Consider the following 26384-nt stretch of genomic DNA (forward strand, 5'->3'; position numbering starts at 1 on the left):
CGCGCATTCTACAGCAGCCTCTGTTGCTGTCAAGCGGTTATTTTCAGAAGTTTTCAAAGTTTCGCTTGGGAATCTTCAACAACTTCAACCACTTGCGCTTCCGATCTCTCGTTAGCGGGAGGCGAATAGTACAGTATTTAATTTCGTGGTCAACCACCTGCTGCGATTATTTTTTCCCTTAGCAAAGCCCTTCAAGGCGAGCACTGATTTCTGCTTCTATTAAGCGACACCCCAGTGATGGACAAGGCTCAATCCTCACCCCTGGCTGCGTTATCATCGCCCGCCTCTCTGCACCAAGAGTCTTGAACCCGGATGTCCGTATCTTTGCCATTGCCTGCCGATCACTCCCCATTGCCACCGGTCCTCGTCGGTCCGCTATTACGGCGCCTGGAGCCCACGCGACTGGTACTGTGGTTGGTGGGGTCGCGGGCGCTGTCGCTGACGCTGCGCCTGCAAGGGGTCGACATCCGTCTCGATGCAGGGCAATGCACGATCATCCCGGTCGGTACTCATGCCTTTATTCATTTGATAGATGTGCCACTGGATGCCGCCCTGCCCTGCGATACGTTGATCGAGTACGACCTGCTGATCACCGACGCGGATGGCTCTCAGTCGGGCATTCTCGAATGGGCGCCTCATCTACTATATGGCGAGGCGCAATGTCCGAATTTCGTGTTGCGCTCGCGGATCGATCAATTACTCCATGGCTCCTGCCGCAAACCTCACTATCCGGCTGCCGATGGTTTGCTGTGCGTCGATCGATTGCTGGAGTCTGAGCCGGAGGCTTGCAAGCGCCCCGCGCTATTAATGATGAGCGGCGATCAGGTATATGCGGATGATGTCGCGGGGCCGATGTTGCGGGCGATTCATGCCTTGATCGAGCGTCTGGGGCTGTTCGGCGAACACCTCGACGGTGCAGTGGTCAGCGACAGCGCCAAACTCTACGAGCACCCGGCCAGTTACTACCATCGTGCGGATTTGTTACCGGCGCTTGAGAGCAACGAAACCCTGCGCGAACGATTTTTCGGTGGAGCGCGTAAGCCGATCTTTACCAGTAGCAGCGCCGACAACCATTTGGTGACCTTCGCCGAGGTCATGGCCATGTACCTATTAGTATGGTCGCCCACGTCCTGGACACTGATCGCGCCGCAACCACCGGTACTGACGCCCGAACGACGCAAGCGTTATGCCCTGGAGCTGACGCGCATCGAGGAGTTCAAAAAAGGACTGGGTGGTGTTGGGCGAGCGATGGCGCACCTGCCGTGCCTGATGATTTTCGACGACCACGACATTACCGATGACTGGAATCTTTCCGCGCAATGGGAGGAAACGGCCTACGGCCATCCGTTCTCCAAGCGCATCATCGGCAACGCGCTGCTCGCTTATATGCTGTGCCAAGGCTGGGGCAACAACCCGGACGCGTTTGGCGGCATGCTGGAAAAAACCCGCCTATTGAGTGCCTCGGGGCAAGATCCTTACCTGGACAGCGATGTCCAGGATAGCTTGATCGACGAGCTGCTGAGCTTTCAGAAGTGGCATTACGTGCTGCCCACTCGCCCTGCGGTGGTGGTGCTCGACACTCGCACTCGGCGCTGGCGCAGCGAAATGACGCTCAAGCAACCGTCCGGTCTGCTGGATTGGGAAGCGCTCAGCGAGCTGCAGCAGGAATTGCTCGATCATCCCTCGGCGATCATCGTTTCGCCGGCGCCGATTTTCGGCGTCAAATTGATCGAAACCGTGCAACGGGTGTTTAGTTGGTGCGGCTATCCGTTGCTGGTAGACGCCGAAAACTGGATGGCCCATCGCGGCGCCGCCCAGGTCATCCTGAACATTTTCCGACACTCCCGCACTCCCGGTAACTACGTGGTGCTGTCCGGTGATGTGCATTATTCCTTCGTCTACGAAGTATTGATCCGACACCGCAAGGCTGGCCCACGAATCTGGCAGATCACCAGCAGCGGTATCAAAAACGAGTTTCCGCCTGCGCTGCTCGAATGGTTCGACCGCCTCAACCGCTGGCTCTACTCTCCCCGTTCGCCGCTGAACTGGCTGACCAAGCGTCGGCGGATGCGCATTGTTCCGCATGTTCCAGAGCATGCCGAGGCGGGCGAGCGGTTATGGAATTCGGCGGGGATCGGCCAGGTGTTCTTTAATGAAAAAGGCCTGCCGCAGGATATTTATCAGCACAACGCGGATGGTTCGCCGAAGACGCGGATGGTGGCGCCTGAAATTTCCGAAGCGGTTGAATGACTTTGGCCGAGTTGCCATGAGCAATTATTACCTGCACACCATGAACCTCACCCGAACCCTAATCATCGGCAACTCCGGCTCGGGCAAGAGTTGGCTGGCCAAACGACTGGCAGAGCACTTGCAAGTACCCTGGATCGATCTCGACCTGATCCACTGGATATCCGATGAACACAGCATCGCTCGTCCCCGCGCCGAAGCATTGGGAATGGCGCGGGTGGCAGCGAATGAAGAGCGGTGGGTTATCGAGGGTGTGTATGGATGGATGGTCAGTGAACTGGTGGAACTGGCGACGACGTTGATCTGGCTGTGCCTGGAGGACGAAGACTGCGTCAGTCATATTCGCCAGCGTGAAGCAGAGCGCGATGATAGTGACGAGTTGCTGATAGCGTTACAGGACTGGGCGGGTAGCTACCGTATGCGCGGCGATTCCAGTGGATTTGCCGCGCATCAGCGCTTGTTCGCAGGGTTTAGCGGTTCGAAACTTCAACTGATGAATCGGAATGAAGTCACGACTTTCGTCAGTACGATGCAACAAATCGACTAGTCGCTCCCGATTCCACTCACGCGAACACCGACTCCTACAGGGGAATGCATACATTCAATAGAAGTCAGGCTGCGCTCACCGCCCGACCAACGCCTCTGACAATCATCTCCACTTCCCGCTCATCAATCGTCAGCGGTGGCAGCAGGCGAATGGTCTTGCCCCGTGTCACGTTGATCAACAAGCCATGATCGCGGGCTGCAATCAGGGTCAGGTCGCGAATCGGTTGTTTGAGTTCAATGCCGATCATCAAACCCTGGCCGCGAATCGCCAGAACGTTGGGATCATCGGCCAATTCGATGCGCAATCTGGCGAGCAAGCGTTCACCCTGCAGTTTGGCGTTTTCCAGCAGCCCTTGCTCCTCAATGATCTCCAGCACGGTGCACCCCACTCGACACGCCAATGGATTGCCGCCGAATGTGCTGCCGTGGCTGCCGGGGGTGAACAGGTCGGCGGCTTTGCCCCGGGCCAGGCAGGCCCCGATAGGAATGCCGTTACCGAGGCCTTTGGCCAGCGTCATGACGTCCGGGACAATCCCCTCGTGCTGGAACGCAAACCACTGGCCGGTGCGGCCGATGCCGGTCTGGATTTCGTCGAGCATCAGTAGCCAGGCGCACCGGTTGCACAGTTCGCGTACCGCTTTGAGATAACCGGGCGGTGCCACTTGCACACCGCTTTCGCCCTGAACCGGCTCCATCAGAATCGCCACGATGCGTGGACCGTGGGCTTGTTGGGCCGCCTCCAGCGCAGCGAGGTCGCCGAATGGCACTTTAATGAAGTCCCCCGGTAATTGGTTAAACCCCAGACGCACCGCCGGGCCGTCACTGGCGGACAGGGTGCCAAGCGTACGGCCGTGAAAGGCGTTTTCCATGACCACCACCAGCGGCTGCTCGATGCCTTTGTGCCAGCCGTAAAGCCGCGCGAGTTTCAGCGCGGTTTCGTTGGCTTCGGCGCCAGAGTTATTGAAGAACACCCGATCCATGCCGGAAAGCCGAACCAGTTTCTGCGCCAGCCGCTGTTGCCAGTCGATGCTGTACAGGTTGGAGGTGTGCAACAACAGCCCGGCCTGCTCGCTGATGGCTGCCACAATTCGAGGATGGGAATGGCCGACGTTGGTCACCGCCACACCCGCCACCGCGTCCAGATATTCGCGACCGGCCTGATCCCACAAGCGTGTGCCCAGGCCTTTGCTGAAACTCAGGGCCAAGGGTTGATAAGTGCTCATCAGGCAGGCGGCGGTCATGACATCAAACTCCATTAATAGTCGGTGTTTTTGCAGTATGGTTAGCCACCTGAGCTGGATAAACACTGCAACACTTCAATCATTTTAAAGCTGGGCTTGATAATGGATTTGTTCCAGGCAATGACCGTTTACGTAAGAGTGGTGGAAGCCGGCAGCATGACCGCCGCCGCTTTGCAGTGCGAAATGTCCACGACCATGGTCGGCAATCATCTTCGGGCCCTGGAGCAACGTCTGGGTGTGCGCCTGCTTAACCGTACGACACGACGCCAGCGGCTGACGGAATTCGGCACGGCGTATTATCAACGTTGTCTTGAGGTATTGGGGCTGGTGGCCGATTCCGAACGCCTGGCCGAACAGACACTCGACGAGCCGAGCGGCACCCTGCGCATCACCGCACCGCTGACCTTCGGCACCGAACGGCTGGCGCCAGCCTTGAGCGAATTCACCTTGCGCTGTCCGCAGGTCAAACTCGACGTCGTGTTGACCAACCAGCGCCTGGATCTGCTCGACAACGGTTTCGATGTGGCGATTCGCTTGGGCACTACCGAGATGTCCAACATGATCGCCCGCCCGCTCATCGACTACACGATGACCCTGTGCGCATCGAAGGACTATCTGGCGCGCCGGGGCACTCCTGAAAAACCCACCGACCTGCAACACCATGACTGCCTGGCCTTCGCCTACCCGGCCGGAGACGACTGGCACTCGGTAGCCAAACAATGGCGCCTGAGGGGACCCGAAGGCGAAGTCATGGTGGAGGTCAGCGGGCCGATGCTGATCAACAGTTCGGCGGGGCTGCATCAAGCGGCGCGCACCGGGATGGGCATCGTGATGGTGCCCGATGCCTTGGTGGAGCAGGACCTTCAAGACGGAAAACTGGTGGCCTTGATGCAGGACTACCAATTGCCGAGTCGGCCGATGAACCTGGTGTACGCCCAGGACCGCTACCGCTTGCCGAAATTGCGCAGCTTCGTCGACTTTGCGCTGCAGAGGTGGGGCAAGCAGTAGGGGGCGCTCTCAATTAGTTTCCCCGCCGCGCCGGGGAAACTAATTGAGAACGCCCTCTAGCAGGGGCAATACCCCATGAACTAATCTCCTCGACTGGCGAGTCACGTTGATCAGTTCGGCAGGGAGACCGATGATGGGTGAGGCATCGAATATCGAGCCGTTGAAGTTCAATCTGTCAGATTTTAACGAAGACATGCTGCACACCATTCTGGAACTGGTCAGCGATGGCATCTGGGACTGGAACGCCAACACCGGGTTCGTCTACCGCAACCCCGGGTGGTACGAGATGCTCGGCTATCCGCCTCATTCCCTGGATAACAACGTGTTGACCTGGGAAAACGTGATCCACCCCGACGATTACTCGCGGGTCATGGCGCTGTTTGATGACTACCTGAATCAGCGCGCACCCGGCTATCAAGCCGAGTATCGCTGCCGCATGCGCGATGGCACTTACATCTGGATCGAAGATCGCGGCTATGTGCTGGCACGTAATGCCGACGGCTCGGTGGCTCGAATGGTCGGCGCGCACCGCAGTATCGAAGACAAGAAACGCCTGTTCGAAGAAATGGAACGGCGCAATCAATCCCTCGAAGCCATCATCGAAGAACGCACACGCGAGTTGTCCCGAGTCAATGAGCAGTTGCAAATCCAACTCGAAGAAAACCGCAAACTGGCAGAAACCGATGTACTGACCTCCATCGCCAATCGCTATCGTCTGGAAAAAGCCCTGCCCCTGGAATGCGATCGCGCCCAACGCTTCCGCCAGCCGCTGTCACTGATCGCCATGGACATCGATGACTTCAAAAACATCAACGATCACTACGGCCACGCGTTGGGTGATGCGGCTTTAGTGCAGGTGATCGAGAGCGTGAAGCACTGCGTGCGCGAAGGCGATCTGTTGGCGCGCTGGGGCGGCGACGAGTTCATCATGATCCTGCCCAACACCTCGTTGGCCGACGCCAGGGCACTCGCTGAAAAAATCCGTCACAGCCTGTCGAGCTTACTGCCGGTCGGGGACTATCAAGTCACCATGAGTTTTGGCGTGGTGCAACGCTTTGAAGAAGAGCAACAGACAGGGTTGCTGGCCAGGGCCGATCAGGCGCTGTATCGGTCGAAGATTGCGGGCAAGAATGTGATTTCGGGGTGAGCTTGCCTACATGCCTGCCTTCACCAACACCGGCTTCTCCTGATACCGATCCGGATACAACTTCTTCAACTGCGCCACTTTCGGCAGGTCATTGATCACGATGTAGGGGTACGTCGGATGTTCGGTCAGGAAGTCCTGATGTTCTTCCTCGGCCGGGTAGAAGCCGTTGTAGGTTTCCAGTTTGGTGACGATGGGTTTGTTGAACGAATGGGCAGCGTCTAGCTGGGCGATGTAAGCCTGGGCGACGCGTTGCTGTTCGGTGCTTTTCGGGAATAGCGCCGACCGATACTGAGTGCCGTGGTCCGGCCCCTGGCGGTTGAGTTCGGTGGGGTTATGGGCCACCGAGAAATAGATCTGCAACAGGCTGCCATAACTGACTTGAGCCGGATCGTAGATGACTTCGACGGCCTCAGCATGACCGGTATCGCCATTGCTGACCCGCTCGTATTGAGCGGTGTCGGCTGTGCCACCCGCGTAACCGGAGACAGCGTTCTTCACCCCTTTGACGTGTTGAAATACCCCTTGGACGCCCCAGAAGCAACCGCCGGCAAAAATTGCCGTTTCACTGCGGGCTTGAGTGTTCTCGTCGAGGGTTGGTGGCGCAATGATGACCGCCTCTTCGGCGCCTGCGAAAGAAAACGCGGCGCACTGACCGATAACACTGGCCGCGGCCAATCCCAGCAGGGTGCGACGCCAGTTAAATAAGGTTTTCATGGCTTGTCTCCTGAATGAATGGGGCTATCGACCAAACGGCTATCAACCAAACGTAAATGCATACGCCGACACACCCGGATCGAGAAACTCAATGCTGAATGTCCGGTCCTTTACGCCTGTGGTCTGGCGTACCAATTGATACAACCGCTGCTCGGTAACGCTACCGCTGCCATCCGGCGCCACGTCAACACCGTGGGCACTACCTGGGGGCTTGCCGTCAATCAACACGTTGAAACGCACCGGTTTGCCGTCAGCGCCGGGGCCCAATACCAGATGCAGATCGCGAGCGTGGAAGCGGTAGACGATTCGACTGGCCGGTGCGTTCGAAACGGCCCGCTCCGGACCGACCGTCCATTGGCCCTCCAGGCTCCAGTGATTGAGGGCCAGTCGGGACGGCGGGCTATAGGCTGTCATCTTGTCTGGCGCCAGATCGGTTTCAGCAACGAAATGCTCCGCCCGTCGATAGCCGATATAGGTTTCCGGCGATTGCACTTCATTCATGTCCGGAGCGAGCTGGACGCCCTCGGCACGAGCATTGATCAGCCCGTCCGCGACCTTCTCGGCGCCTGCCTCATGCAGCAGTTGTTGAATCACTCGCTCTGATTCGGCGTATTTGCCCTCGCCAAAGTGGTGGTAACGAATGCGCCCCTGAGCATCGGCAAAATAGTGGGCCGGCCAGTATTGGTTGTTGAAAGCACGCCAGATCTTGTAATCGTTATCGATTGCCACCGGATAAGTGACACCCAGGTCTTTCATGGCTTTGGTGACGTTGCCTACATCACGTTCGAAGGCAAACTCGGGCGTATGGACGCCGATCACCACCAAGCCCTGATCACGATACTTCGCGGCCCAGGCCTTCACATACGGCAGTGTGCGCAGGCAGTTGATGCAGGAGTAAGTCCAGAAATCCACCAGCACGACCTTGCCCTTCAAGGCCTGGGCGGTGAGTGGGGGTGAATTGAGCCATTGCACAGCGCCGTCCAGCGATGGAAGGTTGCCTTCAATCGGCAGTTCGCCCGGTATCTTGGCGGTCATTTTCATGCTGCCGGCAGGTTGATCGCCGCCCCGTGGAATCTGCGACATCATCGCCCCACTGCCGGTCGGCAACTGACCGGCCAGCCGATTTACCAGCGCCTGCTCGATATCGCCGGTGGAGGCTGTCGAGACCCGCGCCAGAATCCCGGTATCCAGCCCCAAGACGATCGCCACTACACCCGCCAGCATCGCGCCTCCCAAGCCTCGACGCAGCCACTCGCCTGCGCCTATCGAGCGCTTCATCGCGGCGAAGACTTTACCGCCCAGCAGCAGTGCCGCGGCGAGAGAGGTGGCGGCGCCGGCCGCGTAAGCCAGTAGCAACAAGGTGGTGGCGACATTTGCCCCTTGCAGCGCCGCGCCAGTCAGCAGCAGGCCCAGAATCGGCCCGGCGCAGGGCGCCCAAAGCAGGCCCGTGGCGACACCGATCAGCAACGAAGCGCCGGGGCGCGGCCGGGTATCGAGAGCCGCGGCTTCCGACAGCCGACCGCCGGCCGCCACCAATGGACGCGTCAGGCGCTCGGCCAACCGAGGCAGCAACAGCGTCAGCCCGAACAGTGCAACGAACAGCAACGCGAGCCAGCGACCGTACTGATTGACTTGCACCACCCAACCGCCGCCCACCGCCGCCAACGAGGCGACGAGCGCGAAGGTCAGCGCCATCCCCGCCAGCAGCGGCAAGCCACTCTTGATAAACGGCTGCCCGGTGCGAGCGAAGACAAAGGGTAATACCGGCAGAATGCACGGGCTGACGATCGTCAGCACACCACCGAGATAAGCGAGGACCAGAAGCCACATAACGTCGACCTGCATGAAGTGAGTGGAAGGAAGTGCCCATGGATTACGCCTGCGGTTTGAAAGTCAGCGCCAGACCGTTCATGCAGTAACGCAGACCGGTGGGCTTTGGCCCGTCCTCGAAGACATGGCCCAAGTGACCGCCGCAACGACGGCAATGAACCTCTTCGCGCAGCACGCCGAAGGAGCGGTCCTGACGGGTGGCCACCGCGTTGCCCAGTGGCGCCCAGAAGCTCGGCCATCCAGTGCGGCTGTCGAACTTGGTGTCGGAAGAAAACAACGGCAGATCACAACCGGCGCAGGCAAAAACGCCCTTGCGGTGCTCGTTGTTCAGCGGGCTGCTGTAGGCCCGTTCGGTGCCCTCTTCGCGCAGGATCTCGTACTGCTCGGAGCTAAGCAGCGCGCGCCATTCGCTATCGCTGTGAGTCACCTCGAAAACCTCCTCCGCGTGGGCCTCATCGAACAGCACGACGCTTGCGGAAAATTTTGGCAATACACCAACCACCAGGGCCGCAGCCCCCAGCCCGCCGCTCGCTACCAGAAACTGTCGCCGTGAAAACATGGCTTTCTCCAAAATTCCAGGTGCCTTGCATGGAACACAGCCTAGGCTTTAGTTGATCGCCAAATCCTCACGAGGAGTTAAACAATTCGTGATAACTCAGCCTCAGGAAAAGCCGCACAATGTTGTTCATTGCGTCACGAGGGATTGAGCTCTATGGAACCGACCAAACGCGTCCTGGTGGTCGAGGACGACCTGCCTATCGCCGACCTTATCTGCCTGCATCTGCGCGATGAGCAGTTCGAGGTGGTGCACTGCGCCGATGGCGATGAGGGCATGCGACTGCTGCAGCAAGGAAGCTGGGACGCACTGATTCTCGACCTGATGCTGCCCGGCGTCGACGGCCTGGAAATCTGCCGCCGCGCCCGGGCCATGGCCCGCTACACACCGATCATCATCACCAGTGCGCGCTCCAGCGAAGTCCATCGGATTCTGGGGCTGGAACTCGGTGCCGACGATTACCTGGCCAAACCCTTTTCCATGCTCGAACTGGTGGCGCGGGTCAAAGCATTGCTGCGACGGGTCGACGCCATGGCCCGCAACCTGAAAATGGACGCTGGCAGCCTGATCAGCGATGGCCTGTCCATCGACCCGATCACACGTGAAGTCTCCCTCGATGGCCGTCGTCTTGACCTCACGCCGCGGGAGTTCGACTTGCTGTACTTCTTCGTCCGCCAGCCCGGCAAGGTCTTCTCGCGCATGGACCTGCTCAACGCGGTGTGGGGCTACAGCCACGAAGGCTACGAGCACACGGTCAATACCCACATCAACCGCCTGCGGGCCAAGATCGAAACCGACCCGGCACAACCGGCGCGCATCCTCACCGTGTGGGGTCGCGGTTACAAATTCGTGACGAGCGCAGATCAGCCATGAAATTGACCCTGACCCAACGCCTGTCCCTGGTGTTCGCCGTGCTGTTGCTGGTGTGCTGCGGCACCTCGGCATGGATGCAGGTGCGCTCCAACCAGATGCATGAACTGGAAGTGGTGCAGGGGTTGTCGCGGGATCTGGCGCAACACATCGCCCACGACACCGTGCTGATGGACCGCAATGGCCCGATGCCCAATGCCGTGCGCGAACTGTTCAGCCAGCTGATGCTGGTCAACCCCAGTGTCGAGGTCTATCTGCTCGACACCGGGGGTCGAATTGTCGGCAGCGCCGCGCCCGAGGGTCGAATACGCCGAGAGCAAGTCGACCTGGCGCCAATCCTGCGTTTGCTCAAAGGCGAGGCCCTGCCGATTCTCGGCGACGATCCGCGCAGCGTCGATGGCAGCAAGGTGTTCAGCGCCGCGCCGTTGCGGGTCAATGGTCAGCCGGCCGGTTATCTTTATGTGGTGTTGCTCAGTGAAGAGCACGATCGCTTCGCCGAACGCGGCGCCACCAGCGCGGCGCTCAATACAGCGTTGTTGTCCATTGGGCTGGTGGCGTTGCTGTGCCTGATTGCCGGCCTCACGGCATTTGCCCTGATCACACGACCATTGCGTCGTTTGACTGAAAAAGTCAGTCAGTTCGACATCAACGGTGTTCCGTCCGCCTCGCCCGAACCAGAGCCTGAACCGGTAGAAAAAGCCGCCAGCCACGATGAAATAGCCATCCTCGACGCCGCCTTCCGGCAGATGCAAACGCGCCTCGGCGAACAATGGCGCTCGCTGACCCGTCAGAATCAGGAGCGTCGTGAACTGGTGGCGAACATCTCCCACGACCTGCGCACACCGCTGGCCTCGCTGCACGGTTACCTGGAGACCCTGTCGCTCAAGGACGCCACATTGTCCCCCGCCGACCGCCGCCGTTATCTGGGGATCGCCCTGGATCAGAGCCGCAAGGTCGGCGGCCTGGCGCAATCGCTGCTGGAACTGGTGCGGCTGGAGCACGGTTTCGTGCAACCGGTGCTGGAGCGCTTTTCGCTGACCGATCTGGTGCAGGACATCTTTCAGAAATTCGAACTCAGCGCCGAAGCGCGCCAGATCGAACTCAAGGCCACCTTCGCCCCCAACGTCTCGGCGGCCTGCGCAGATCTTGGGTTGATCGAGCGGGTACTGACCAACCTGTTCGACAATGCGCTACGCCATACGCCCCAGGGTGGAGAAATCGAACTCAGCCTGCGCCCACAAGGGTCTTTCATCGAAGTCACCGTCAGCGATACCGGCCCGGGAATCGCTCCAGAACTGCGCGAAGGTCTGTTCCTGCGCCCGTTCAACATTGGCGGCGCACGGCGCGATGGCGGATTGGGGCTGCGGATCGTGCATCGGATCCTGCAATTGCACGGTCGAGAGATCCATCTGATAGATATTCCCGGACGCGGCGCTACCTTTCGTTTTTCCTTGCCGGTGGATGAGCAAACGGCGGAACAATGGGTGGTTCGCTCGATGAATATGAATTCGATAATGAAATGAACTCCGCTTCCGAAAAACAAGTAGGAAACTTCTGATTCATTCCAACGCCCGACTTTACGCCTCCCATTGACGCCGTAACCAACTTACAATTCAACAATCAAAAACACAAACATGAATATCCAGAAACAACTCATTACCTCGCCCACCCTCCCCCAGGCAATTAAATGTTATTTAGCTCTACAAAATTCATCCTGCTATATTTACCCATTGTATTTTTTGGCTACTTTATTCTTAATCGCCAGCGACTGCTACTCACAGGAAAATATTGGCTCGTCATTGCCAGCCTGCTATTTTATGGATACTGGAGCATCCTTTATCTACCATTACTTATTGGCTCCATCGCTTTAAACTTCACAATAGGCAAGGCCGTTTCCCCGACCATAAAAATCAACCGCACCCACATATCAAAACGGCTAACACTCACAATCGGAATAACGATAAACCTGTTACTCCTCATCTACTTCAAGTACGCAAATTTTTTCATTGAAAACATCAATACCTTATCCGGAACAACACTTTATATTCAGCAGATAGTTTTACCTCTGGGAATCAGCTTCTACACCTTCACACAAATCGCCTATTTGGTTGACAGCTATAAAAACCAAGCAAAAGAGTACGACTTTATTAATTATGCATTGTTCGTGACGTTTTTCCCGCACCTCATTGCCGGCCCCATCCTGCATCACAAGGAGATGATGAGCCAGTTTCAATCTCGCTGGACGCTGACAGCTCGATATCGAAACATATTAATGGGGCTGTTCATTTTCAGTATTGGCCTCTTCAAAAAAGTCATGATTGCGGACACTTTCGCCATCTGGGCAGATGCTGGGTTTGCGAGTAATGCCACTCACGACTTCTTCAGCGCTTGGGCGACCAGCCTCTCATACACCTTTCAGCTGTACTTTGACTTTAGCGGTTACTGCGATATGGCTATCGGGGCGGCCCTTCTTTTCAACATATGGCTGCCGATCAACTTCAACTCTCCTTATAAGTCACTGGACATACAGGATTTCTGGCGTCGCTGGCACATGACTCTCAGTCGCTATCTGCGAGACTATCTGTATGTGCCTCTAGGCGGAAATCGATGCACCTCTGCACGTCTGTATCTCAATTTAATGATTACCTTTGTGCTGGGAGGTTTATGGCACGGCGCCAGCTGGATGTTCATCATCTGGGGGGCATTGCACGGGGGAGCGCTGATTGTGCATCGGATATGGAAGCAACTGGGCATGCGCCTGCCGACCTGGCTGGCGTGGTTCGTGACCTTCTCTTTTGTAAACATCACGTGGATATTCTTCAGAGCAAATACGCTGGATGATGCGAATCGCCTGTTACGTAGCATGTTCGATATTCAGTCGATGAATGATTTATCTGTCGATGGGGTTGCAACCTCAAGTCTTGCATGGGGAGGTATCTTATCGGATCGTCTGACCGAGATCCTTCCTATTGGACTGATTGCCAACATTGCCCCGCTCTCCATGATTGCTATTGCATTTGCAATTATCAGCCAAAAGAACGCGTTTGACCTCACTGTTCAAACCAGATTTGGATGGTCAAAAATAATCTGGATGACGACGCTGTTTTCCATTGCGCTGCACTCGACCATCCAGAGCACAAGTACTGTTTTCCTCTATTTTAATTTTTAATCGGCGCCGACATTGAAAAATAAGCTATACGTTTTTTTGATTGCTACAGCCTTATTGTTACTTATAGTGCCATCCATAAACACATATAACGCGCTTATGGCACAAAACGGTGCCAAGTGGTGGAAACGCAAGGCCCTCTACAATATGGACTTCCTTCTTCAGCCACTGGGGAGCATTTCTTATGCCTTAGGTATTTCCATCGACCCGGCACGCACAATTATAGGGAAAGAAGGTTGGCTGTATCTGGGCGATGCCTATGAGAGTTCAATTACGACCAAGCGCATGGGCGTCCAGATCAAAGATGAAGAGACTATTGAAAAAATAGCCAACTCGGTGGAGTCCTGGAACAATTGGTTCAAACATAAAGGCGTAGAAGAGTTCCGCATTATTCTCGGCCCCGACAAAGACTCGATTTATCCCGAATACCTTCCTGACTGGTCGAAACATGCTACACAAACAGTGACCGACGCGATGATCAATCGCACAACTGCGGACATCTACATCAACCCTGCAGCAGCACTACGTCAAGCAAAAAGCAAGCACCCCCACCCGTTTTATTACAAGACAGATACTCACTGGAACAATCTGGGAGCCTGGTTAGCCTTCTATGAGTTCTCACAGAACCTTGCACGTGCAAGACCAGAACTTGGCTGGCCCCAGCCACGCGGGACGTCAAGTCTTCTGGAACGTCCTGGCGGTGATCTCGCTAATTTTCTGCGTATTCAAAACTCGCTGAAAGACCATGAAACGGTGCTGGACTTTCACCTTTCATACCCTACGCCCGTTGAGCACTACGATCTAAAATCCGGAGAAAAGATCTATTCAGGACAAGCGAATCCAATCGCGGCCCCTCTGACGCCTCTGCTGGTACGGTCAGCGGAGGCGTTGAACACCAAAAGAGTTCTGTGGTTACGCGATTCATTTGGTACTGCTATGGCGCCGTTCATGGCCGCAACCTTTTCCGAGATCATTCAGGTGCACTATCTCAAAATCAAGCCGAGTGAACTTGTCGGGTTAATTGAACGCTATCATCCCGACTACGTTTTCATTACCAGTGTTGAACGGGACTCTCGTGGCGCTTTTTTCCAAACGTTACCACCTTCAACCTGAACCGGTGCCGTGAGGCCAAGAATCGCTCCTTATGCCTTAGCTATCCATGGGGTGCGATTTCGCGCCAGAATATTTCCCCCGTCCACCGGTTCATCCGTGACAACGCAGCCTCGGTCCAATAGATTAGGCGGCCTGAAAAGGCTTCGTGCTTTCTCGCCTCAATCCAAGTTAAAAGAAGTAGTGAAATTTCAATGTCCGATTCCAACACCGCTGAATCCGTAGTCACCTTGTCGTCCAAAGCGGAATACGAAAACTCCATCAATCTTTCACAACACGTGCCTCAGGCCAAGACCATCAGCGAGATGGTTCTGGATGCTTTTCAATCCACCCGCGAAAGCGACCAGATCCGCGAACTGCGCGCCGCGATTCGCCAGGCTCACGACAGCTTCGACGACGATAAAGCCTACGAATTGATGGGCGAACTCAAGCAACTGAAAGATGCCGAAGCGGCCGACATTGCCGCCCTGGAAGACCTGAGCAGCAAATTCCCGATCAGCCGTATTCTGTCCAGCTTCAAGGACGACCCGGCGTTCCAGGAAATCGTCTACGGCCTGGCGCTGAAGGTACTGAACCAGACTCACCAGGCCATCAGCAACCCGAGCAGCGGCAAGAGCAAAGCGGCTCGCGCCAAGAAAGACGTCGAAGTGTTCACCATCAGCAAGGACGGCATCAGCGTCACCCTGCCCCTGCGCACCCCGCGCTCGCGCCTGAACGTTGACCGAGAAGCGCTGGAGTTCCTGGGCTTCACTTTCGTCGGCGACGGCGATGAGGCGGAGCTGGAAAGCGAAACGTTCCTGGACAATGCCGGGGCCGAACAAGCGGTCAACCGCAAGAACATCATCACCGCGCTTCAGCAGCAAACCGCGTTCGACGGCTACAGCATCGCCGCGCAGTAACGCTATACGCTGCACACAAAAATCCCCGCCATCAGAGCGGGGATTTTTATTGCCTGTTCGCCTATTAACTTTTTTCTGATACATCGCGGCGCAGCCTTCGCGAGCAAGCCCGCTCCCACATTGGCTCGGCATCGATCACAAAAAATGTGGCAACGCCGATCCAGTGTGGGAGCGGGCTTGCTCGCGAAGGTGGCGACGCGGTCTATCAGGACAACCCAACAAAAAGCCCCGCCCTTCTCACGAAGGGCGGGGCTTTTCTTTACAGCATCCGACGCTTAAGGCGCGTAAGTCAGCAACAGCTCACTCGGCACTTTAAAATCCAGCGACATCATCACGCTCAACGCGGTAATGGTGAAGATCGAGAACACGAACAGCTTGCGTGCCCAGACCGTGTCATCCACTGCCTTGTAACCGGTCCAGGCCATGTACAACCAATACATGCCCATGGCCGCGGCGACGGCGAGGTAGCTCATGCCGGCGTAGCCGCTGAAGGTCAGCATCAAGGTCGCTACGAGGAACGCCAGGATATAGAGCAGGATGTGCTTCTTGGCCACTTCAATTCCACGCTTCACCGGCAACACCGGAATCGATGCGGCCAGGTAATCGTTGAAGCGGAAGATTGCGATGGCGTAGGAATGCGGCATCTGCCACAGGCTGAACATCACCAGCAGCGTCAGTGCGGCCATGTCGAAGCTGTTAGTCACAGCCACGTAGCCAATCACCGGCGGCATCGCCCCCGACAGACTGCCCACCAGCGTGCCGTGAACCGACTTGCGCTTGAGGTACAGACTGTAGAAACCGACGTAGATGACGAAACCGATCACCGCGAACAGTGCAGCCAACGGGTTGGCCACCTTGTACAACAGTGCAACGCCGAAAACACCAAGGATGGTCGCAAAAGCCAGGGCCAGTTTCAGGGAGATCAGGCCCTGGACCAGCGCACGGTTTTTGGTACGTTCCATCTTCAGGTCGATGTCGCGGTCGATGCAGTTGTTGAACACGCAACCGGAAGCGACCACCAGGGACGTGCCGATCATCGCGGCCAGGAAAATGGCCAGATCGACATGCCCTTTGGAGGCCAGGAAAAATCCGCCTGCCACTGAAAGCACGTTACCGAAAATGATCCCCGGTTTGGTGATTTGGATAAAGTGCTTCAAGGACATCCGGACTTACCTCAGTGCGCCATCATGTTGGTGTGGATGCTGAACATGATCCACAGCGACAGGCCTACCAACAGGACGATTACGATCGCGGCGAAAACAAACGCAATGACGTTGTTACGCTGTGCCGCCGAACGGTCCAGGTGGAGGAAGTACACCAGGTGCACCAGCACCTGGATGACTGCGAAGGCCAGTACGATCCACAGGGTCAGGGCTTTCGGCAGCGACGGGTACATCACCAGGCCGAAAGGAATGACGGTCAGGATCACCGACAGGATGAAACCGATAGCATAAGACTTGACGCTGCCGTGGCCGGCGTCGTGGCTATCGTGGGAATGAGCGTTAGCCATTTACATAGTCCCCATCAGATAAACAACGGTGAATACGCAGATCCATACCACGTCCAGGAAGTGCCAGAACAGGCTCAGGCAGCTCAGACGGGTCTTGTTGGTCGCCGTCAGGCCGTTTTTCTGCACCTGGTACATCATGATCGCCATCCAGATCAGACCGCTGGTCACGTGCAGACCGTGGGTGCCGACCAGGGTGAAGAACCCGGACAGGAAGCCGCTGCGGCTAGGACCGAAGCCCTCGGAGATCAGCATGTGGAACTCGTTGATCTCCATGCCGATGAAGCCGGCACCGAACATGAAGGTCAGGGCCAGCCAGCCCAGGACCTGGTTCTTCTTGCCCTTGAACAACGCCAGCATGGCGAAGCCGTAGGTGATCGAACTGAACAGCAGCAGAGCGGTTTCGCCCAGTACATATGGCAGTTCGAAGATGTCGTGGCCCGACGGGCCACCCGCTACGTTGTTAACCAGTACCGCATACGCCGCGAAGATCGACGCAAACAGGATGCAGTCGGTCATCAGGTAGAGCCAGAAACCGAATACGGTCATCTCGCCCGAGTCGTGGTGATGGTCATCATGCCCATGTCCATCGACATGGGTGTGTCCAGCATTGGTCACTAAGTTCGACATGGTTTAAGCCTGTTCCAACGAGGTTTCAACACGGGTGGCGGTGGCTGGAACTTTCCCGGCCGCTACCAGACGCTTGTGCTGCTCGGCTTCGATGCGCTCGATCACGTCGACCGGCACCATATAGCCCTGATCATCGCGTGCAGCGTGGATCACGAAGTAGCCCACAGTGCCGACCAGGCTAACGATGGCCAGCCACCAGATGTGCCAGATCATCGCGAAACCGAACACGGTCAACAGAGCACCCATGACCACACCGGTGGCGGTGTTGTTTGGCATGTGGATCGGTTCGTACTTGGCCGGAGCCTTGTACGCAGTGCCGTTTTCCTTGGCCTCGGTGAACGGGTCGATGGTTTCTGCTTTTGGCAGCACGGCAAAGTTGTAGAACGGTGGTGGCGAGGAGGTCGACCATTCCAGGGTGTGGGCATTCCACGGGTCGCCGTGTTCGCACATGTTCTCTGGCTTGTTGCGATCACGCACGCTGACGTACAGCTGGATCAGCTGGCAGGCGATACCGACGGCGATCATCACCGCACCGAACATGGCAACGTACAGGTACGGTACCCACTCAGGGTTGGTGGTGGCGTTCAGACGACGGGTCATGCCCATGAAGCCCAGTACGTAGAGCGGCATGAATGCGACGAAGAAGCCGGTGATCCAGAACCAGAACGCTGCCTTGCCCCAGCCTTCGTGCAGCTTGAAGCCGAACGCTTTAGGGAAGTAGAAGGCGAAACCTGCGATGTAACCGAATACCGCGCCGCCGATGATCACGTTATGGAAGTGCGCGATCACGAACAGGCTGTTGTGCAGAACGAAGTCAGCACCCGGGATGGCCAGCAGTACGCCGGTCATGCCGCCGATGGCGAAGGTCACCATGAAGCCCAGGGTCCACAGCACTTGGCTGGTGAAACGCAGACGGCCCTGGTAGATGGTGAACAGCCAGTTGAATAGCTTCACCCCCGTCGGGATCGAAATCAGCATCGTCGCCAGACCGAAGAAGGCGTTGACGCTGGCCCCCGAACCCATGGTGAAGAAGTGGTGCAGCCAGACCATGAAGCCCAGGATCGAGATCGCGCCCGATGCGTAGACCATCGAGTGGTGGCCGAACAGACGCTTGCCAGTGAAGGTCGAGATGACTTCGGAGAAGATCCCGAACGCCGGCAGAATCAGGATGTAAACCTCGGGGTGACCCCAGGCCCAGAACAGGTTGACGTACATCATCGGATTGCCACCAAGTTCATTGGTGAAAATGTGGAAATCCATGTAACGGTCGAGGGTCAGCAGTGCCAGGGTAGCGGTCAGGATCGGGAACGAAGCCACGATCAGGACGTTGGCCCAGGTGCAGGTCCAGGTGAAGATCGGCATGTCCATCAGCTTCATGCCAGGGGTACGCATTTTCAGCACGGTGGCCAGGAAGTTGACCCCCGTCAGCGTCGTACCTAGCCCGGATAGCTGTAGCGCCCAGATGTAGTAATCCATCCCCACGCCCGGGCTGTATTGCAGGCCCGACAGCGGCGGATAGGCAACCCAGCCGGTCTTGGCGAATTCGCCGACGCCCAGGGACAGGTTGATCAGCACCACGCCGGAAACCAGCAGCCAGAAGCTCAGGGAGTTCAGGAATGGATAGGCAACGTCACGCGCGCCGATCTGCAGCGGCACTGCAAGGTTCATCAGGCCGGTGAAGAATGGCATCGCCATGAAGATGATCATGATCACACCGTGAGCGGTGAAGATCTGGTCATAGTGTTCAGGTGGCAGGTAGCCAGGCGAACCCTCGGTGGCCATGGCCAACTGGGTACGCATCATGATGGCGTCGGCAAAACCACGCAGCAGCATGACCATGGCGACGATGATGTACATCACGCCGATTTTCTTGTGGTCGACCGAGGTCAGCCACTCGGTCCACAAATAGGTCCACTTCTTGAAGTAGGTGATTGCAGCGAACAGCGCCAGACCACCGAGCGCGATCATGGCGATGGTTACCATCACGATCGGTTCGTGGAACGGGACCGCTTCCCAACTTAATTTACCAAACATCGTTTACTCCTCTGCCCCGGCAGCTGAATGCGAGTTCATGTCCATTCCTTGCGTAGCGGCCACTTCTTTCTCTTTCTTCTCGTGCTTGACCTTCGGACCCGGTTTCATGCCTTCGTACTTGTCGACGATGATCTGGAACAGGTTCGGCGTGACCGAGGAGTAGAGCTCGACTGGGTTGTTCTGGCTTTGCTTGGCAAGGGCTGCGTATTCAGCTTGTTCAAGCTGTTTAGGTGCCTTTTTGACTTCGCTTACCCAGGCGTCGAAATCTTCCTGAGAAGTGGCGATAGCTTTGAATTTCATGCCGGTGAAACCCGCGCCGCTGTAGTTGGCGGAGATACCGTCCATTTCAGCGTTCTGGTTGGCGATCAGGTGCAGTTTGGTCTGCATGCCCGCCATCGCGTAGATCTGGCCGCCCAGGGCCGGGATGAAGAACGAGTTCATCACGGAGTCCGAAGTCACCTTGAAGTTAATCGGCGTGTGCGCCGGGAACACGATCTTGTTGACCGTGGCGATGCCTTGTTCCGGGTAGATGAACAACCACTTCCAGTCCAGCGCGACCACTTCAATGGTGATCGGCTTGACGTCGGATTCCAGCGGCTTGTAAGGATCCAGCGCGTGGGTCGACTTGTAGGTGACGTAACCCAGGGCAATGATGATCAGTACCGGAATAGTCCACACCGCGATTTCGATCTTGGTGGAGTGGGACCATTTTGGCGTGTAAACGGCGTCCTTGTTGGAGGCGCGGTATTTCCAGGCGAACGCGAAGGTCATGAAAATGACCGGCACGACGACCAACAGCATCAGCAGCGTTGCGGTGATGATCAGGTTTCGCTCATCCAGGCCGACCTGGCCCTTGGGATCGAGCAAGGTCATGTTGCAGCCTCCCAGCAACAACGTGCCGAGCAGCGGCAATAAGCCTAGTAGTCTGGGGTACCTGTTTTTACTCATCTCACGACCTCTAAAGCAGCTTGCGCAATGCAGTTGGGTTTTGATCGCCAACACTTCACCCTGCCAAGGGTTGGCATTTTTCTTGGATTGAATAAGGGCCTGCCCGTCGCGCGTCAGACGCTGTTCGACAATTGCTGGGCCTGCGGTGAGTTCTTATTCGAATTCGTGGTCAAGGGCCTTGTTACAGACCAATTCCATTTGGTGCGGATAGTCGGAAGGCACCGACACCTGGGAGTCGCATGAAGCCATCAGACCTCTCGACACCCTGGTTCTGCTCATGCACCTGAGTAAGGGTGAGCAGTGCCGGGAATTCAGTGCGGGCGATTGTAGATATGTAACGATTCATAAACCATGTCTCATCCCGAAATAATTTATATCCGATCCGACAACAATCATTCACGGCTTTTGCAAAAGTGCGCCATGGTATCGAAATACATTCTCAACAAAAACACCAAAAATAGTAGGTCTACCACGCGAAGTTCAGACAGCTTCCAAGGCTCTGCGCTCGCCTTCGACCCTGCTCTACCCCCTATGTGACAAGGGCTTTGCCAATTTGCCAGGCCCTGTTAAAACTGCCTGTTTCGACTGACGAGCGCTGAAACCGACAGTGCCTGGAAGAGCAGGTTTTTGCTGCAAAGCGATGCCCTGAATCAGCGATTTGAAATGCCTTGCGACACTCAAGCTGTGACAACATGTCGCATACGTGTCGCACCCTTCCTTGTCGAGCATCAAGGTCTTTTTACCTGACCTGCGAATATGCAAACGCCCCGGCCTCTCAACGAGAACCGGGGCGTTTTTTTGCTTCCTGCAACAGTACGACGTACAGCCTCAGCGCAGCGCTTTGCGGTTACGCGATATGAGCAGCGGCACCAGCACCACGATCAGCACGAAGGCCAGCAGCGCCCACTGTGCCAGGGACAAGCCGAGGATCGGCGGGTACGGCGTAGAGCAGAAGCCATCGACCTGGAAGCCCAGCGGGAAGATCTTCGCCAGCGGCAGGCCGTCGACGATTGGCTGCAGCACATCGATGCCGCAACTGACCGCCGGGTAAAACTGGGTATAGACGTGATGCCCGGCCACCCCGGCGCCCACAATGGCGCAGATCACCACCAACGTTTCGAACAGCGTGACGCTGCGGCGGGTGCGTGTCGCTGCGCCGATAAAGGCGAACAGCGCAATCAGCAACAACGCGTAGCGTTGCAGGATGCACAGCGGGCACGGTGCCTCGCCCAGAGCCACTTGCATGTACAGCGCGCCACCGATCAGCGCCAGGCAGATAATGCCCAGCAACACCAGATAGCGCCGCTCACGTCCCAACCGCATGGTTTCCTCGCTCATCGCGTTTCCCTTTTGTGTCCGTGGATATCGGTTGTCCGAAAGTCTACACGCAGCCCCTGCCCTTTGAGAGCCTTGAACGGGCCGCTGAAGTCGGGGGAATAAACGATAAACCGGTTAAGCACGGATTAACCTTTAAGCGATTGTTAATAATCGAAACCGCGACGCGGTCTTCGCGAAGGGTTGCTTACTGCTTCCACCGATCCGCCGCCGCATGATCGCTGTCACGCCCTTCCACCCAACGCGGCCCATCACGGGTATTTTCTTTCTTCCAGAACGGCGCGCGGGTTTTCAGGTAGTCCATGACAAAGGCACAGGCATCGAACGCCGCCTGACGGTGGGCGCTGGCGGCGCCGACGAAAACGATCGGCTCGCCCGGCTCAAGCGCGCCGATGCGGTGCAACACTTCCAGCTTCAACAGTGGCCAGCGCTGCTCGGCCTCCGCGGCAATCTTGCCCAGGGCTTTTTCGGTCATGCCCGGGTAGTGCTCCAGAAACATCCCGGCGACATCGAGGCCGTCATTGAAGTCGCGCACGTAGCCGACAAAACTCACGACCGCACCAACGCCCACGTTGGCTGCGTGCATGGCGTTGACTTCAGTACCCGGATCGAACGGCGTAGGCTGCACGCGAATAGCCATGGCTCAGCCCCCGGTCACGGTCGGAAAAAACGCCACTTCATCGCCATCGCTCACCGGCTCGTCGAGCTGGCAGAGGTATTCGTTGCGGGCGCACATCAGGTTTTGCTCGCTCAGTACCTCGGCGCCGTCACGCTGGGCCAGCAGCGTGCGCACATCGTCGACCGTGGCGAAATCACCTTCGACCTTCACCGAGTCCACACCGAGCGCTTCACGGTAACGGGCGAAAAACTTCACGGTAATGTTCATGGCTGATCCGCCCGAAAATGGCCGCTCTTGCCGCCGAGTTTCTCCAGCAGCCGCACGCTCTCGATGGTCATGCCGCGATCCACGGCCTTGCACATGTCATAAATGGTCAGCGCCGCGACGCTGGCGGCGGTCAGCGCTTCCATTTCGACGCCGGTCTGCCCGGACAACTTGCAGCGCGCCACGATGCGCACGGTGTCGTCGCCTTCGGCACTGAGTTCAACCTTGACGCCGGTGAGCATCAACGGGTGGCACAGAGGAATCAGATCGCTGGTTTTCTTCGCCGCCTGGATGCCGGCGATCCGCGCCACGGCGAACACGTCACCCTTGGGATGGCCGCCCGTGACAATCAACTGCAGGGTTTCGGGCAGCATGCGCACCAGCGCTTGGGCCGTCGCTTCACGGAACGTCACGTTTTTTTCAGTGACGTCGACCATATGGGCGCGACCTTGGGAATCGAGATGAGTCAGCACAGGGATACTCCTGATCAGGAGCATCGATTGTAAACCTGTGGGTCAAATTTCCGCACGTTTGATTATCGGATAGACATGCCCCTGTAGGAGCGAGGCTTGCCCGCGAAAGCGATGTGTCAGTCACATTGATGTCGGATGTGCCGACGTCTTCGCGGGCAAGCCTCGCTCCTACAAGGGGTTATGTGTCGGGTACAAAAAAACGGGCGGCTTTGGGCCGCCCGGTTCTGGTGAGGGCTACAGGTGCGATTCGGCGTATTCGGCCAGAATCGAACGTGGCACCCCTTGCAGGGTGATGTGCACACCGTTGGGGAAATCCTTGAAGCGCTCGGTCAAGTACGTCAGCCCGGAACTGGTCGCGGACAGATAAGGGGTGTCGATCTGCGCCAGGTTGCCCAGGCACACCACTTTGGAACCAGCGCCGGCACGGGTGATGATGGTTTTCATCTGGTGCGGCGTAAGGTTCTGGCATTCATCGATCAGGATCAGACTCTGCTGGAAGCTGCGGCCTCGGATGTAGTTGAGGGATTTAAACTGCAACGGCACTTTGCTGAGGATGTAGTCGACGCTGCCATGGGTGTTTTCGTCGTCCATGTGCAGCGCTTCGAGGTTGTCGGTGATGGCGCCCAGCCAAGGCTCCATTTTTTCCGCTTCGGTGCCAGGCAGGAAGCCGATTTCCTGGTCCAGCCCCTGCACGCTGCGGGTGGCGATGATGCGCCGGTAGCGTTTGCTGACCATGGTCTGCTCGATGGCCGCCGCCAGGGCCAGGATGGTTTTACCGGAACCGGCCGCGCCGGACAGGTTGACCAGGTGAATGTCCGGATCAAGCAAGGCGTACAGCGCCAGGCTCTGATAGATGTCACGCGGTTTCAGGCCCCAGGCTTCCTGGTGCAACAGAGGCTCCTGATGCAGATCGAGGATCAGCAACTTGTCTTCCTCGATCTCCTTGATCCAGCCGACAAAACCCTGTTCGTCGATGATGAACTCGTTGACGTGCACCGCCGGCAGGTTGTCGATCAACTGCACCTGGTGCCAGGTGCGGCCATGATCCTGACGGGTGTCGACATTTCTCACACGGTCCCAAAAGGAGCCGGTCATGTTGTGATAACCGTTGGGCAGCAGCGAGACGTCGTCGACCAGCTGGTCGGTGCTGTAGTCCTCGGCCGCGATCCCGCAAGCACGGGCCTTGAGGCGCATGTTGATGTCTTTGGTCACCAGCACCACGGGCAGCTTTGGTTCGCGCGCGTGCAGGTCGATCAACTGGTTGATGATGATGTTGTCGTTCAGGTGCTCGGGCAGAATGAGGTTCGGTTCCGCACGTTTGCTCATCAAAATTGACAGCAAACCCTTAGGCCCGCTCTTGCCGCGCTGGATCGGTACGCCGAGTTCAACGTCTTCGGGGCTGGCATCGCCCAACGTCTTGTCGATCAGGCGAATCGCCTGGCGGCATTCCGCGGCAACGCTGTGATGCCCGCTCTTGAGCTTATCCAGCTCTTCAAGCACGGTCATCGGGATGGCGACGTGGTGTTCTTCGAAATTAAGCAGGGCGTTTGGATCGTGAATCAATACGTTGGTATCGAGTACATAAAGGATTGGCTGGTTGGAAGAAGGGCTACGTCCGTGATCATCCATACTCGGTCACCTTTGTGGGAGCCAGTCGACGCAATACCATGACGGTGCTGCGCCTCGAAGTGGCCGCCGAATTCACCTGCGAGGAGTCAAGTGAACTGCACACAAACTGGGGTCTTGGGAGACGCCACCTGTGTTGCAGGTTTCGGCGGTCTGTCTTCGTAATACCCCAAAACCTGTGACAGAAAAAAGCACTTTGACGCTTTTTTGAAGTTTATTTTTCAGAGTGACGAATAGCCCTTGGCGTGCAGGCAATGTGCCGTTAAAGTCGGAAGTCCGCCTGCACCTATTTCTCTCCAAAAATCGCTCTTCGCTCAATGTTTACGGCCTTTTGCCGTTTTCAGCGAAACGCGTCCTGACAGTCTGCCCAACCGATTCCGCTTGGCGCCGTTTGCGTAATAAGCCAAGGCATCGCCGTTTTCAGCGCATCCTGCTTCACATTGAAATTGATCACCCCGTGCCGCCACAGCAGCATCAGGGTCAATACCCGTTGTGCGCTCTGGCTGCCCTTGAGCCTGCCTGCGCCGTCCTGGGCATCGATGTCCCACAATGCCACCCGCAAGCCCTGAGACGTGAAGAAGCCCTCGGCATCGGATCGACGCTGCCCCTCGGGCGGGCGAAACAACGGCACGTAATTCTCCGGCAGCTTGCCTTTGACCAGCTCTACGCTGCGTCGCACCGAATCCTGCCAGTCTTGCCAGTGGCTGTGGGAACGAAACTCCCAGCCTTGCACGCCAACGCATTGCTGCGAATAAGTCCCTTGCAGGTTGGCCACCGAACGATCGGCCAGGCGGGCCTGGATGTCCTTGCCGAGGACGAAGAACGTAGCGCTCATGCTGGATTTGCGCAGGTACTCGGTGACCCACGCCGTGTTATCTGGCGTGGCATTGGCGGCGCTGTCGAAGGTCAGCAGAAACAGACGATCATTCATGGCCTCGCCATTGCGCTCATAGTCGCCAAAACGATCGACTTCGCTGCTGGTCTGCGGGAACAGCGCAGCCTTGCGCAGCTGCTCGTCCAGGTATTGGGCGTGGAACAACCGGCTCGGCTCGGCCCATTTGATGTAATAGCTGTCATCGCTCACCTGAAACTTGGCCGCTTGCTCACGCAAGGTGGCCATGTCCTCGACCAGGAAACAGAAGGAAGCATCCTGATCGCAACTCTGCTGGGCGAAATTGTAATTGGTCAGCAAACGCTGCCACAGGCGTTGGCGCAGCTGGTTGACCGACTCCAGATTGAGGGTGCGCAGGCCCAGGCGTTGAGCCAGGCTCGCTTCATCCAGCGATTCACTGGCCAGCAGAACACGGGCGAACATGAGGATTTCGGCCCGCGAGGCAACGTCAAACAGCGTCGGGCTGCTGAGCTGCTCAGGCCAGGTGCTGCGATCCAGCGTCGCCACATCGCCCGGCGCGGCGATTGCGCCAAAACTCAAGAGCCAGGCCGAGAATAGAAAAACGATACGCAATGGGATGTCTCCATAACAAAACCCGCGCGGCACTATATCTCGGGAAGATCAAAAGATCGCAGCCTCGCTTCGCTCGACAGCTCCTACAGATGTACGCGCACCGTAGGAGCTGTCGAGCGAAGCGAGGCTGCGATCTTGTTCCATGACAC

24 protein-coding genes are annotated in these 26384 nt (G+C 57.2%); 9 read left to right on the top strand and 15 right to left on the bottom strand.

Going from position 1 to position 26384, the window contains the following annotated elements:
• Positions 1-312: 312 nt before the first annotated feature.
• Positions 313-2250 (top strand): alkaline phosphatase D family protein, encoded by a 1938-nt coding sequence (locus IB250_RS24935; RefSeq protein WP_192346072.1) that lies wholly within the window; start codon positions 313-315, stop codon positions 2248-2250.
• A 16-nt stretch (positions 2251-2266) separates the two neighbouring features.
• On the top strand, positions 2267-2794 hold the full coding sequence (locus IB250_RS24940) for an adenylate kinase (protein ID WP_192346074.1): 528 nt from the start codon (positions 2267-2269) through the stop codon (positions 2792-2794).
• Between the two features lie 64 nt (positions 2795-2858).
• Here IB250_RS24940 and IB250_RS24945 read toward each other — a convergent pair whose 3' ends face one another.
• Positions 2859-4034 (bottom strand): aspartate aminotransferase family protein, encoded by a 1176-nt coding sequence (locus tag IB250_RS24945; RefSeq protein WP_192346076.1) that lies wholly within the window; start codon positions 4032-4034, stop codon positions 2859-2861.
• Positions 4035-4136: 102 nt separating this feature from the next.
• Between IB250_RS24945 and IB250_RS24950 the strand changes: the two genes are divergently transcribed.
• Both IB250_RS24950 and IB250_RS24955 read left to right on the top strand, forming a co-directional pair.
• Positions 4137-5042, top strand: a complete 906-nt coding sequence (locus IB250_RS24950) for a LysR family transcriptional regulator (protein ID WP_123501069.1) — start codon at positions 4137-4139, stop codon at positions 5040-5042.
• A gap of 133 nt (positions 5043-5175) precedes the next feature.
• Positions 5176-6189, top strand: coding sequence for a sensor domain-containing diguanylate cyclase (locus IB250_RS24955; RefSeq protein ID WP_123501067.1), 1014 nt, complete (start codon positions 5176-5178; stop codon positions 6187-6189).
• A 6-nt stretch (positions 6190-6195) separates the two neighbouring features.
• Here IB250_RS24955 and msrA read toward each other — a convergent pair whose 3' ends face one another.
• Genes msrA through msrB form a run of 3 tightly spaced genes read right to left on the bottom strand, consistent with a single transcriptional unit; the run spans position 6196 to position 9292 of the window.
• Positions 6196-6903 (bottom strand): peptide-methionine (S)-S-oxide reductase MsrA, encoded by a 708-nt coding sequence (msrA, locus tag IB250_RS24960; protein ID WP_192346078.1) that lies wholly within the window; start codon positions 6901-6903, stop codon positions 6196-6198.
• Between the two features lie 42 nt (positions 6904-6945).
• Complete coding sequence (locus IB250_RS24965; RefSeq protein ID WP_192346080.1) at positions 6946-8733, bottom strand: cytochrome c biogenesis protein DipZ; 1788 nt, start codon at positions 8731-8733, stop codon at positions 6946-6948.
• Positions 8734-8776: 43 nt separating this feature from the next.
• A complete protein-coding gene (msrB, locus tag IB250_RS24970; protein ID WP_192346082.1) occupies positions 8777-9292 on the bottom strand; it encodes a peptide-methionine (R)-S-oxide reductase MsrB in 516 nt (171 codons plus the stop codon).
• Positions 9293-9445: 153 nt separating this feature from the next.
• Here msrB and IB250_RS24975 point away from each other — a divergent pair, with 153 nt between their 5' ends.
• From IB250_RS24975 to IB250_RS24995, 5 genes are all read left to right on the top strand, one after another.
• On the top strand, positions 9446-10162 hold the full coding sequence (locus tag IB250_RS24975; protein ID WP_192346083.1) for a response regulator transcription factor: 717 nt from the start codon (positions 9446-9448) through the stop codon (positions 10160-10162).
• The gene (locus tag IB250_RS24980) at positions 10159-11682 is read left to right on the top strand and encodes a sensor histidine kinase (protein WP_192346085.1); all 1524 of its coding nucleotides are present in this window, start codon (positions 10159-10161) and stop codon (positions 11680-11682) included. Before IB250_RS24975 ends, IB250_RS24980 begins: the two co-directional genes overlap by 4 nt.
• A gap of 164 nt (positions 11683-11846) precedes the next feature.
• Positions 11847-13328 carry an MBOAT family O-acyltransferase gene (locus IB250_RS24985; protein WP_192346087.1) on the top strand — a complete coding sequence of 494 codons (1482 nt, stop codon included), beginning with the start codon at positions 11847-11849 and terminating at the stop codon, positions 13326-13328.
• A gap of 96 nt (positions 13329-13424) precedes the next feature.
• Positions 13425-14438 (top strand): alginate O-acetyltransferase AlgX-related protein, encoded by a 1014-nt coding sequence (locus tag IB250_RS24990; protein WP_192346088.1) that lies wholly within the window; start codon positions 13425-13427, stop codon positions 14436-14438.
• A 191-nt stretch (positions 14439-14629) separates the two neighbouring features.
• Positions 14630-15334 (top strand): hypothetical protein, encoded by a 705-nt coding sequence (locus IB250_RS24995; protein WP_192346090.1) that lies wholly within the window; start codon positions 14630-14632, stop codon positions 15332-15334.
• Between the two features lie 275 nt (positions 15335-15609).
• Here the strand turns inward: IB250_RS24995 and cyoE are convergent, their stop codons facing one another.
• From cyoE to IB250_RS25050, 11 genes are all read right to left on the bottom strand, one after another.
• Positions 15610-16497, bottom strand: coding sequence for a heme o synthase (gene cyoE / locus IB250_RS25000; RefSeq protein WP_007896421.1), 888 nt, complete (start codon positions 16495-16497; stop codon positions 15610-15612).
• A gap of 11 nt (positions 16498-16508) precedes the next feature.
• Positions 16509-16844: a cytochrome o ubiquinol oxidase subunit IV gene (cyoD, locus tag IB250_RS25005; protein ID WP_008025399.1), complete on the bottom strand. Its 336-nt coding sequence runs from the start codon at positions 16842-16844 to the stop codon at positions 16509-16511.
• Positions 16845-17471, bottom strand: a complete 627-nt coding sequence (locus tag IB250_RS25010; RefSeq protein ID WP_192346092.1) for a cytochrome o ubiquinol oxidase subunit III — start codon at positions 17469-17471, stop codon at positions 16845-16847.
• A gap of 3 nt (positions 17472-17474) precedes the next feature.
• On the bottom strand, positions 17475-19505 hold the full coding sequence (gene cyoB, locus IB250_RS25015) for a cytochrome o ubiquinol oxidase subunit I (RefSeq protein ID WP_192346094.1): 2031 nt from the start codon (positions 19503-19505) through the stop codon (positions 17475-17477).
• 3 nt (positions 19506-19508) lie between these two features.
• Entirely contained in the window at positions 19509-20453 is a 945-nt protein-coding gene (cyoA, locus tag IB250_RS25020) for a ubiquinol oxidase subunit II (protein WP_192346096.1), read from the bottom strand.
• 828 nt (positions 20454-21281) lie between these two features.
• Positions 21282-21791, bottom strand: coding sequence for a disulfide bond formation protein B (locus tag IB250_RS25025; RefSeq protein ID WP_192346098.1), 510 nt, complete (start codon positions 21789-21791; stop codon positions 21282-21284).
• 184 nt (positions 21792-21975) lie between these two features.
• Positions 21976-22428, bottom strand: a complete 453-nt coding sequence (gene moaE / locus IB250_RS25030; protein ID WP_192346100.1) for a molybdopterin synthase catalytic subunit MoaE — start codon at positions 22426-22428, stop codon at positions 21976-21978.
• A 3-nt stretch (positions 22429-22431) separates the two neighbouring features.
• Positions 22432-22674 carry a MoaD family protein gene (locus tag IB250_RS25035; protein WP_192346102.1) on the bottom strand — a complete coding sequence of 81 codons (243 nt, stop codon included), beginning with the start codon at positions 22672-22674 and terminating at the stop codon, positions 22432-22434.
• Positions 22671-23144 (bottom strand): cyclic pyranopterin monophosphate synthase MoaC, encoded by a 474-nt coding sequence (moaC, locus tag IB250_RS25040; RefSeq protein WP_095633366.1) that lies wholly within the window; start codon positions 23142-23144, stop codon positions 22671-22673. Before moaC ends, IB250_RS25035 begins: the two co-directional genes overlap by 4 nt.
• A gap of 234 nt (positions 23145-23378) precedes the next feature.
• Positions 23379-24773 carry a PhoH family protein gene (locus IB250_RS25045; RefSeq protein ID WP_192346104.1) on the bottom strand — a complete coding sequence of 465 codons (1395 nt, stop codon included), beginning with the start codon at positions 24771-24773 and terminating at the stop codon, positions 23379-23381.
• Between the two features lie 337 nt (positions 24774-25110).
• The gene (locus IB250_RS25050) at positions 25111-26235 is read right to left on the bottom strand and encodes a polysaccharide deacetylase family protein (RefSeq protein ID WP_192346106.1); all 1125 of its coding nucleotides are present in this window, start codon (positions 26233-26235) and stop codon (positions 25111-25113) included.
• Between the last annotated feature and the right edge of the window lie 149 nt (positions 26236-26384).

Origin of the sequence: Pseudomonas sp. PDM09 (assembly GCF_014852305.1) — a bacterium.
In the GTDB taxonomy this organism is placed as follows: Bacteria; Pseudomonadota; Gammaproteobacteria; order Pseudomonadales; family Pseudomonadaceae; genus Aquipseudomonas.

What these genes read in the sequence shown, in the direction of transcription:
- IB250_RS24935 (WP_192346072.1), top strand. Translation starts at nt 313, where the DNA reads ATGTCCGTATCTTTGCCATTGCCTGCCGATCACTCCCCATTGCCACCG.
- IB250_RS24940 (WP_192346074.1), top strand. Translation starts at nt 2,267, where the DNA reads ATGAGCAATTATTACCTGCACACCATGAACCTCACCCGAACCCTAATC.
- IB250_RS24945 (WP_192346076.1), bottom strand. Translation starts at nt 4,034, where the DNA reads ATGACCGCCGCCTGCCTGATGAGCACTTATCAACCCTTGGCCCTGAGT.
- IB250_RS24950 (WP_123501069.1), top strand. Translation starts at nt 4,137, where the DNA reads ATGGATTTGTTCCAGGCAATGACCGTTTACGTAAGAGTGGTGGAAGCC.
- IB250_RS24955 (WP_123501067.1), top strand. Translation starts at nt 5,176, where the DNA reads ATGGGTGAGGCATCGAATATCGAGCCGTTGAAGTTCAATCTGTCAGAT.
- msrA (WP_192346078.1), bottom strand. Translation starts at nt 6,903, where the DNA reads ATGAAAACCTTATTTAACTGGCGTCGCACCCTGCTGGGATTGGCCGCG.
- IB250_RS24965 (WP_192346080.1), bottom strand. Translation starts at nt 8,733, where the DNA reads ATGTGGCTTCTGGTCCTCGCTTATCTCGGTGGTGTGCTGACGATCGTC.
- msrB (WP_192346082.1), bottom strand. Translation starts at nt 9,292, where the DNA reads ATGTTTTCACGGCGACAGTTTCTGGTAGCGAGCGGCGGGCTGGGGGCT.
- IB250_RS24975 (WP_192346083.1), top strand. Translation starts at nt 9,446, where the DNA reads ATGGAACCGACCAAACGCGTCCTGGTGGTCGAGGACGACCTGCCTATC.
- IB250_RS24980 (WP_192346085.1), top strand. Translation starts at nt 10,159, where the DNA reads ATGAAATTGACCCTGACCCAACGCCTGTCCCTGGTGTTCGCCGTGCTG.
- IB250_RS24985 (WP_192346087.1), top strand. Translation starts at nt 11,847, where the DNA reads ATGTTATTTAGCTCTACAAAATTCATCCTGCTATATTTACCCATTGTA.
- IB250_RS24990 (WP_192346088.1), top strand. Translation starts at nt 13,425, where the DNA reads ATGGCACAAAACGGTGCCAAGTGGTGGAAACGCAAGGCCCTCTACAAT.
- IB250_RS24995 (WP_192346090.1), top strand. Translation starts at nt 14,630, where the DNA reads ATGTCCGATTCCAACACCGCTGAATCCGTAGTCACCTTGTCGTCCAAA.
- cyoE (WP_007896421.1), bottom strand. Translation starts at nt 16,497, where the DNA reads ATGTCCTTGAAGCACTTTATCCAAATCACCAAACCGGGGATCATTTTC.
- cyoD (WP_008025399.1), bottom strand. Translation starts at nt 16,844, where the DNA reads ATGGCTAACGCTCATTCCCACGATAGCCACGACGCCGGCCACGGCAGC.
- IB250_RS25010 (WP_192346092.1), bottom strand. Translation starts at nt 17,471, where the DNA reads ATGTCGAACTTAGTGACCAATGCTGGACACACCCATGTCGATGGACAT.
- cyoB (WP_192346094.1), bottom strand. Translation starts at nt 19,505, where the DNA reads ATGTTTGGTAAATTAAGTTGGGAAGCGGTCCCGTTCCACGAACCGATC.
- cyoA (WP_192346096.1), bottom strand. Translation starts at nt 20,453, where the DNA reads ATGAGTAAAAACAGGTACCCCAGACTACTAGGCTTATTGCCGCTGCTC.
- IB250_RS25025 (WP_192346098.1), bottom strand. Translation starts at nt 21,791, where the DNA reads ATGAGCGAGGAAACCATGCGGTTGGGACGTGAGCGGCGCTATCTGGTG.
- moaE (WP_192346100.1), bottom strand. Translation starts at nt 22,428, where the DNA reads ATGGCTATTCGCGTGCAGCCTACGCCGTTCGATCCGGGTACTGAAGTC.
- IB250_RS25035 (WP_192346102.1), bottom strand. Translation starts at nt 22,674, where the DNA reads ATGAACATTACCGTGAAGTTTTTCGCCCGTTACCGTGAAGCGCTCGGT.
- IB250_RS25045 (WP_192346104.1), bottom strand. Translation starts at nt 24,773, where the DNA reads ATGGATGATCACGGACGTAGCCCTTCTTCCAACCAGCCAATCCTTTAT.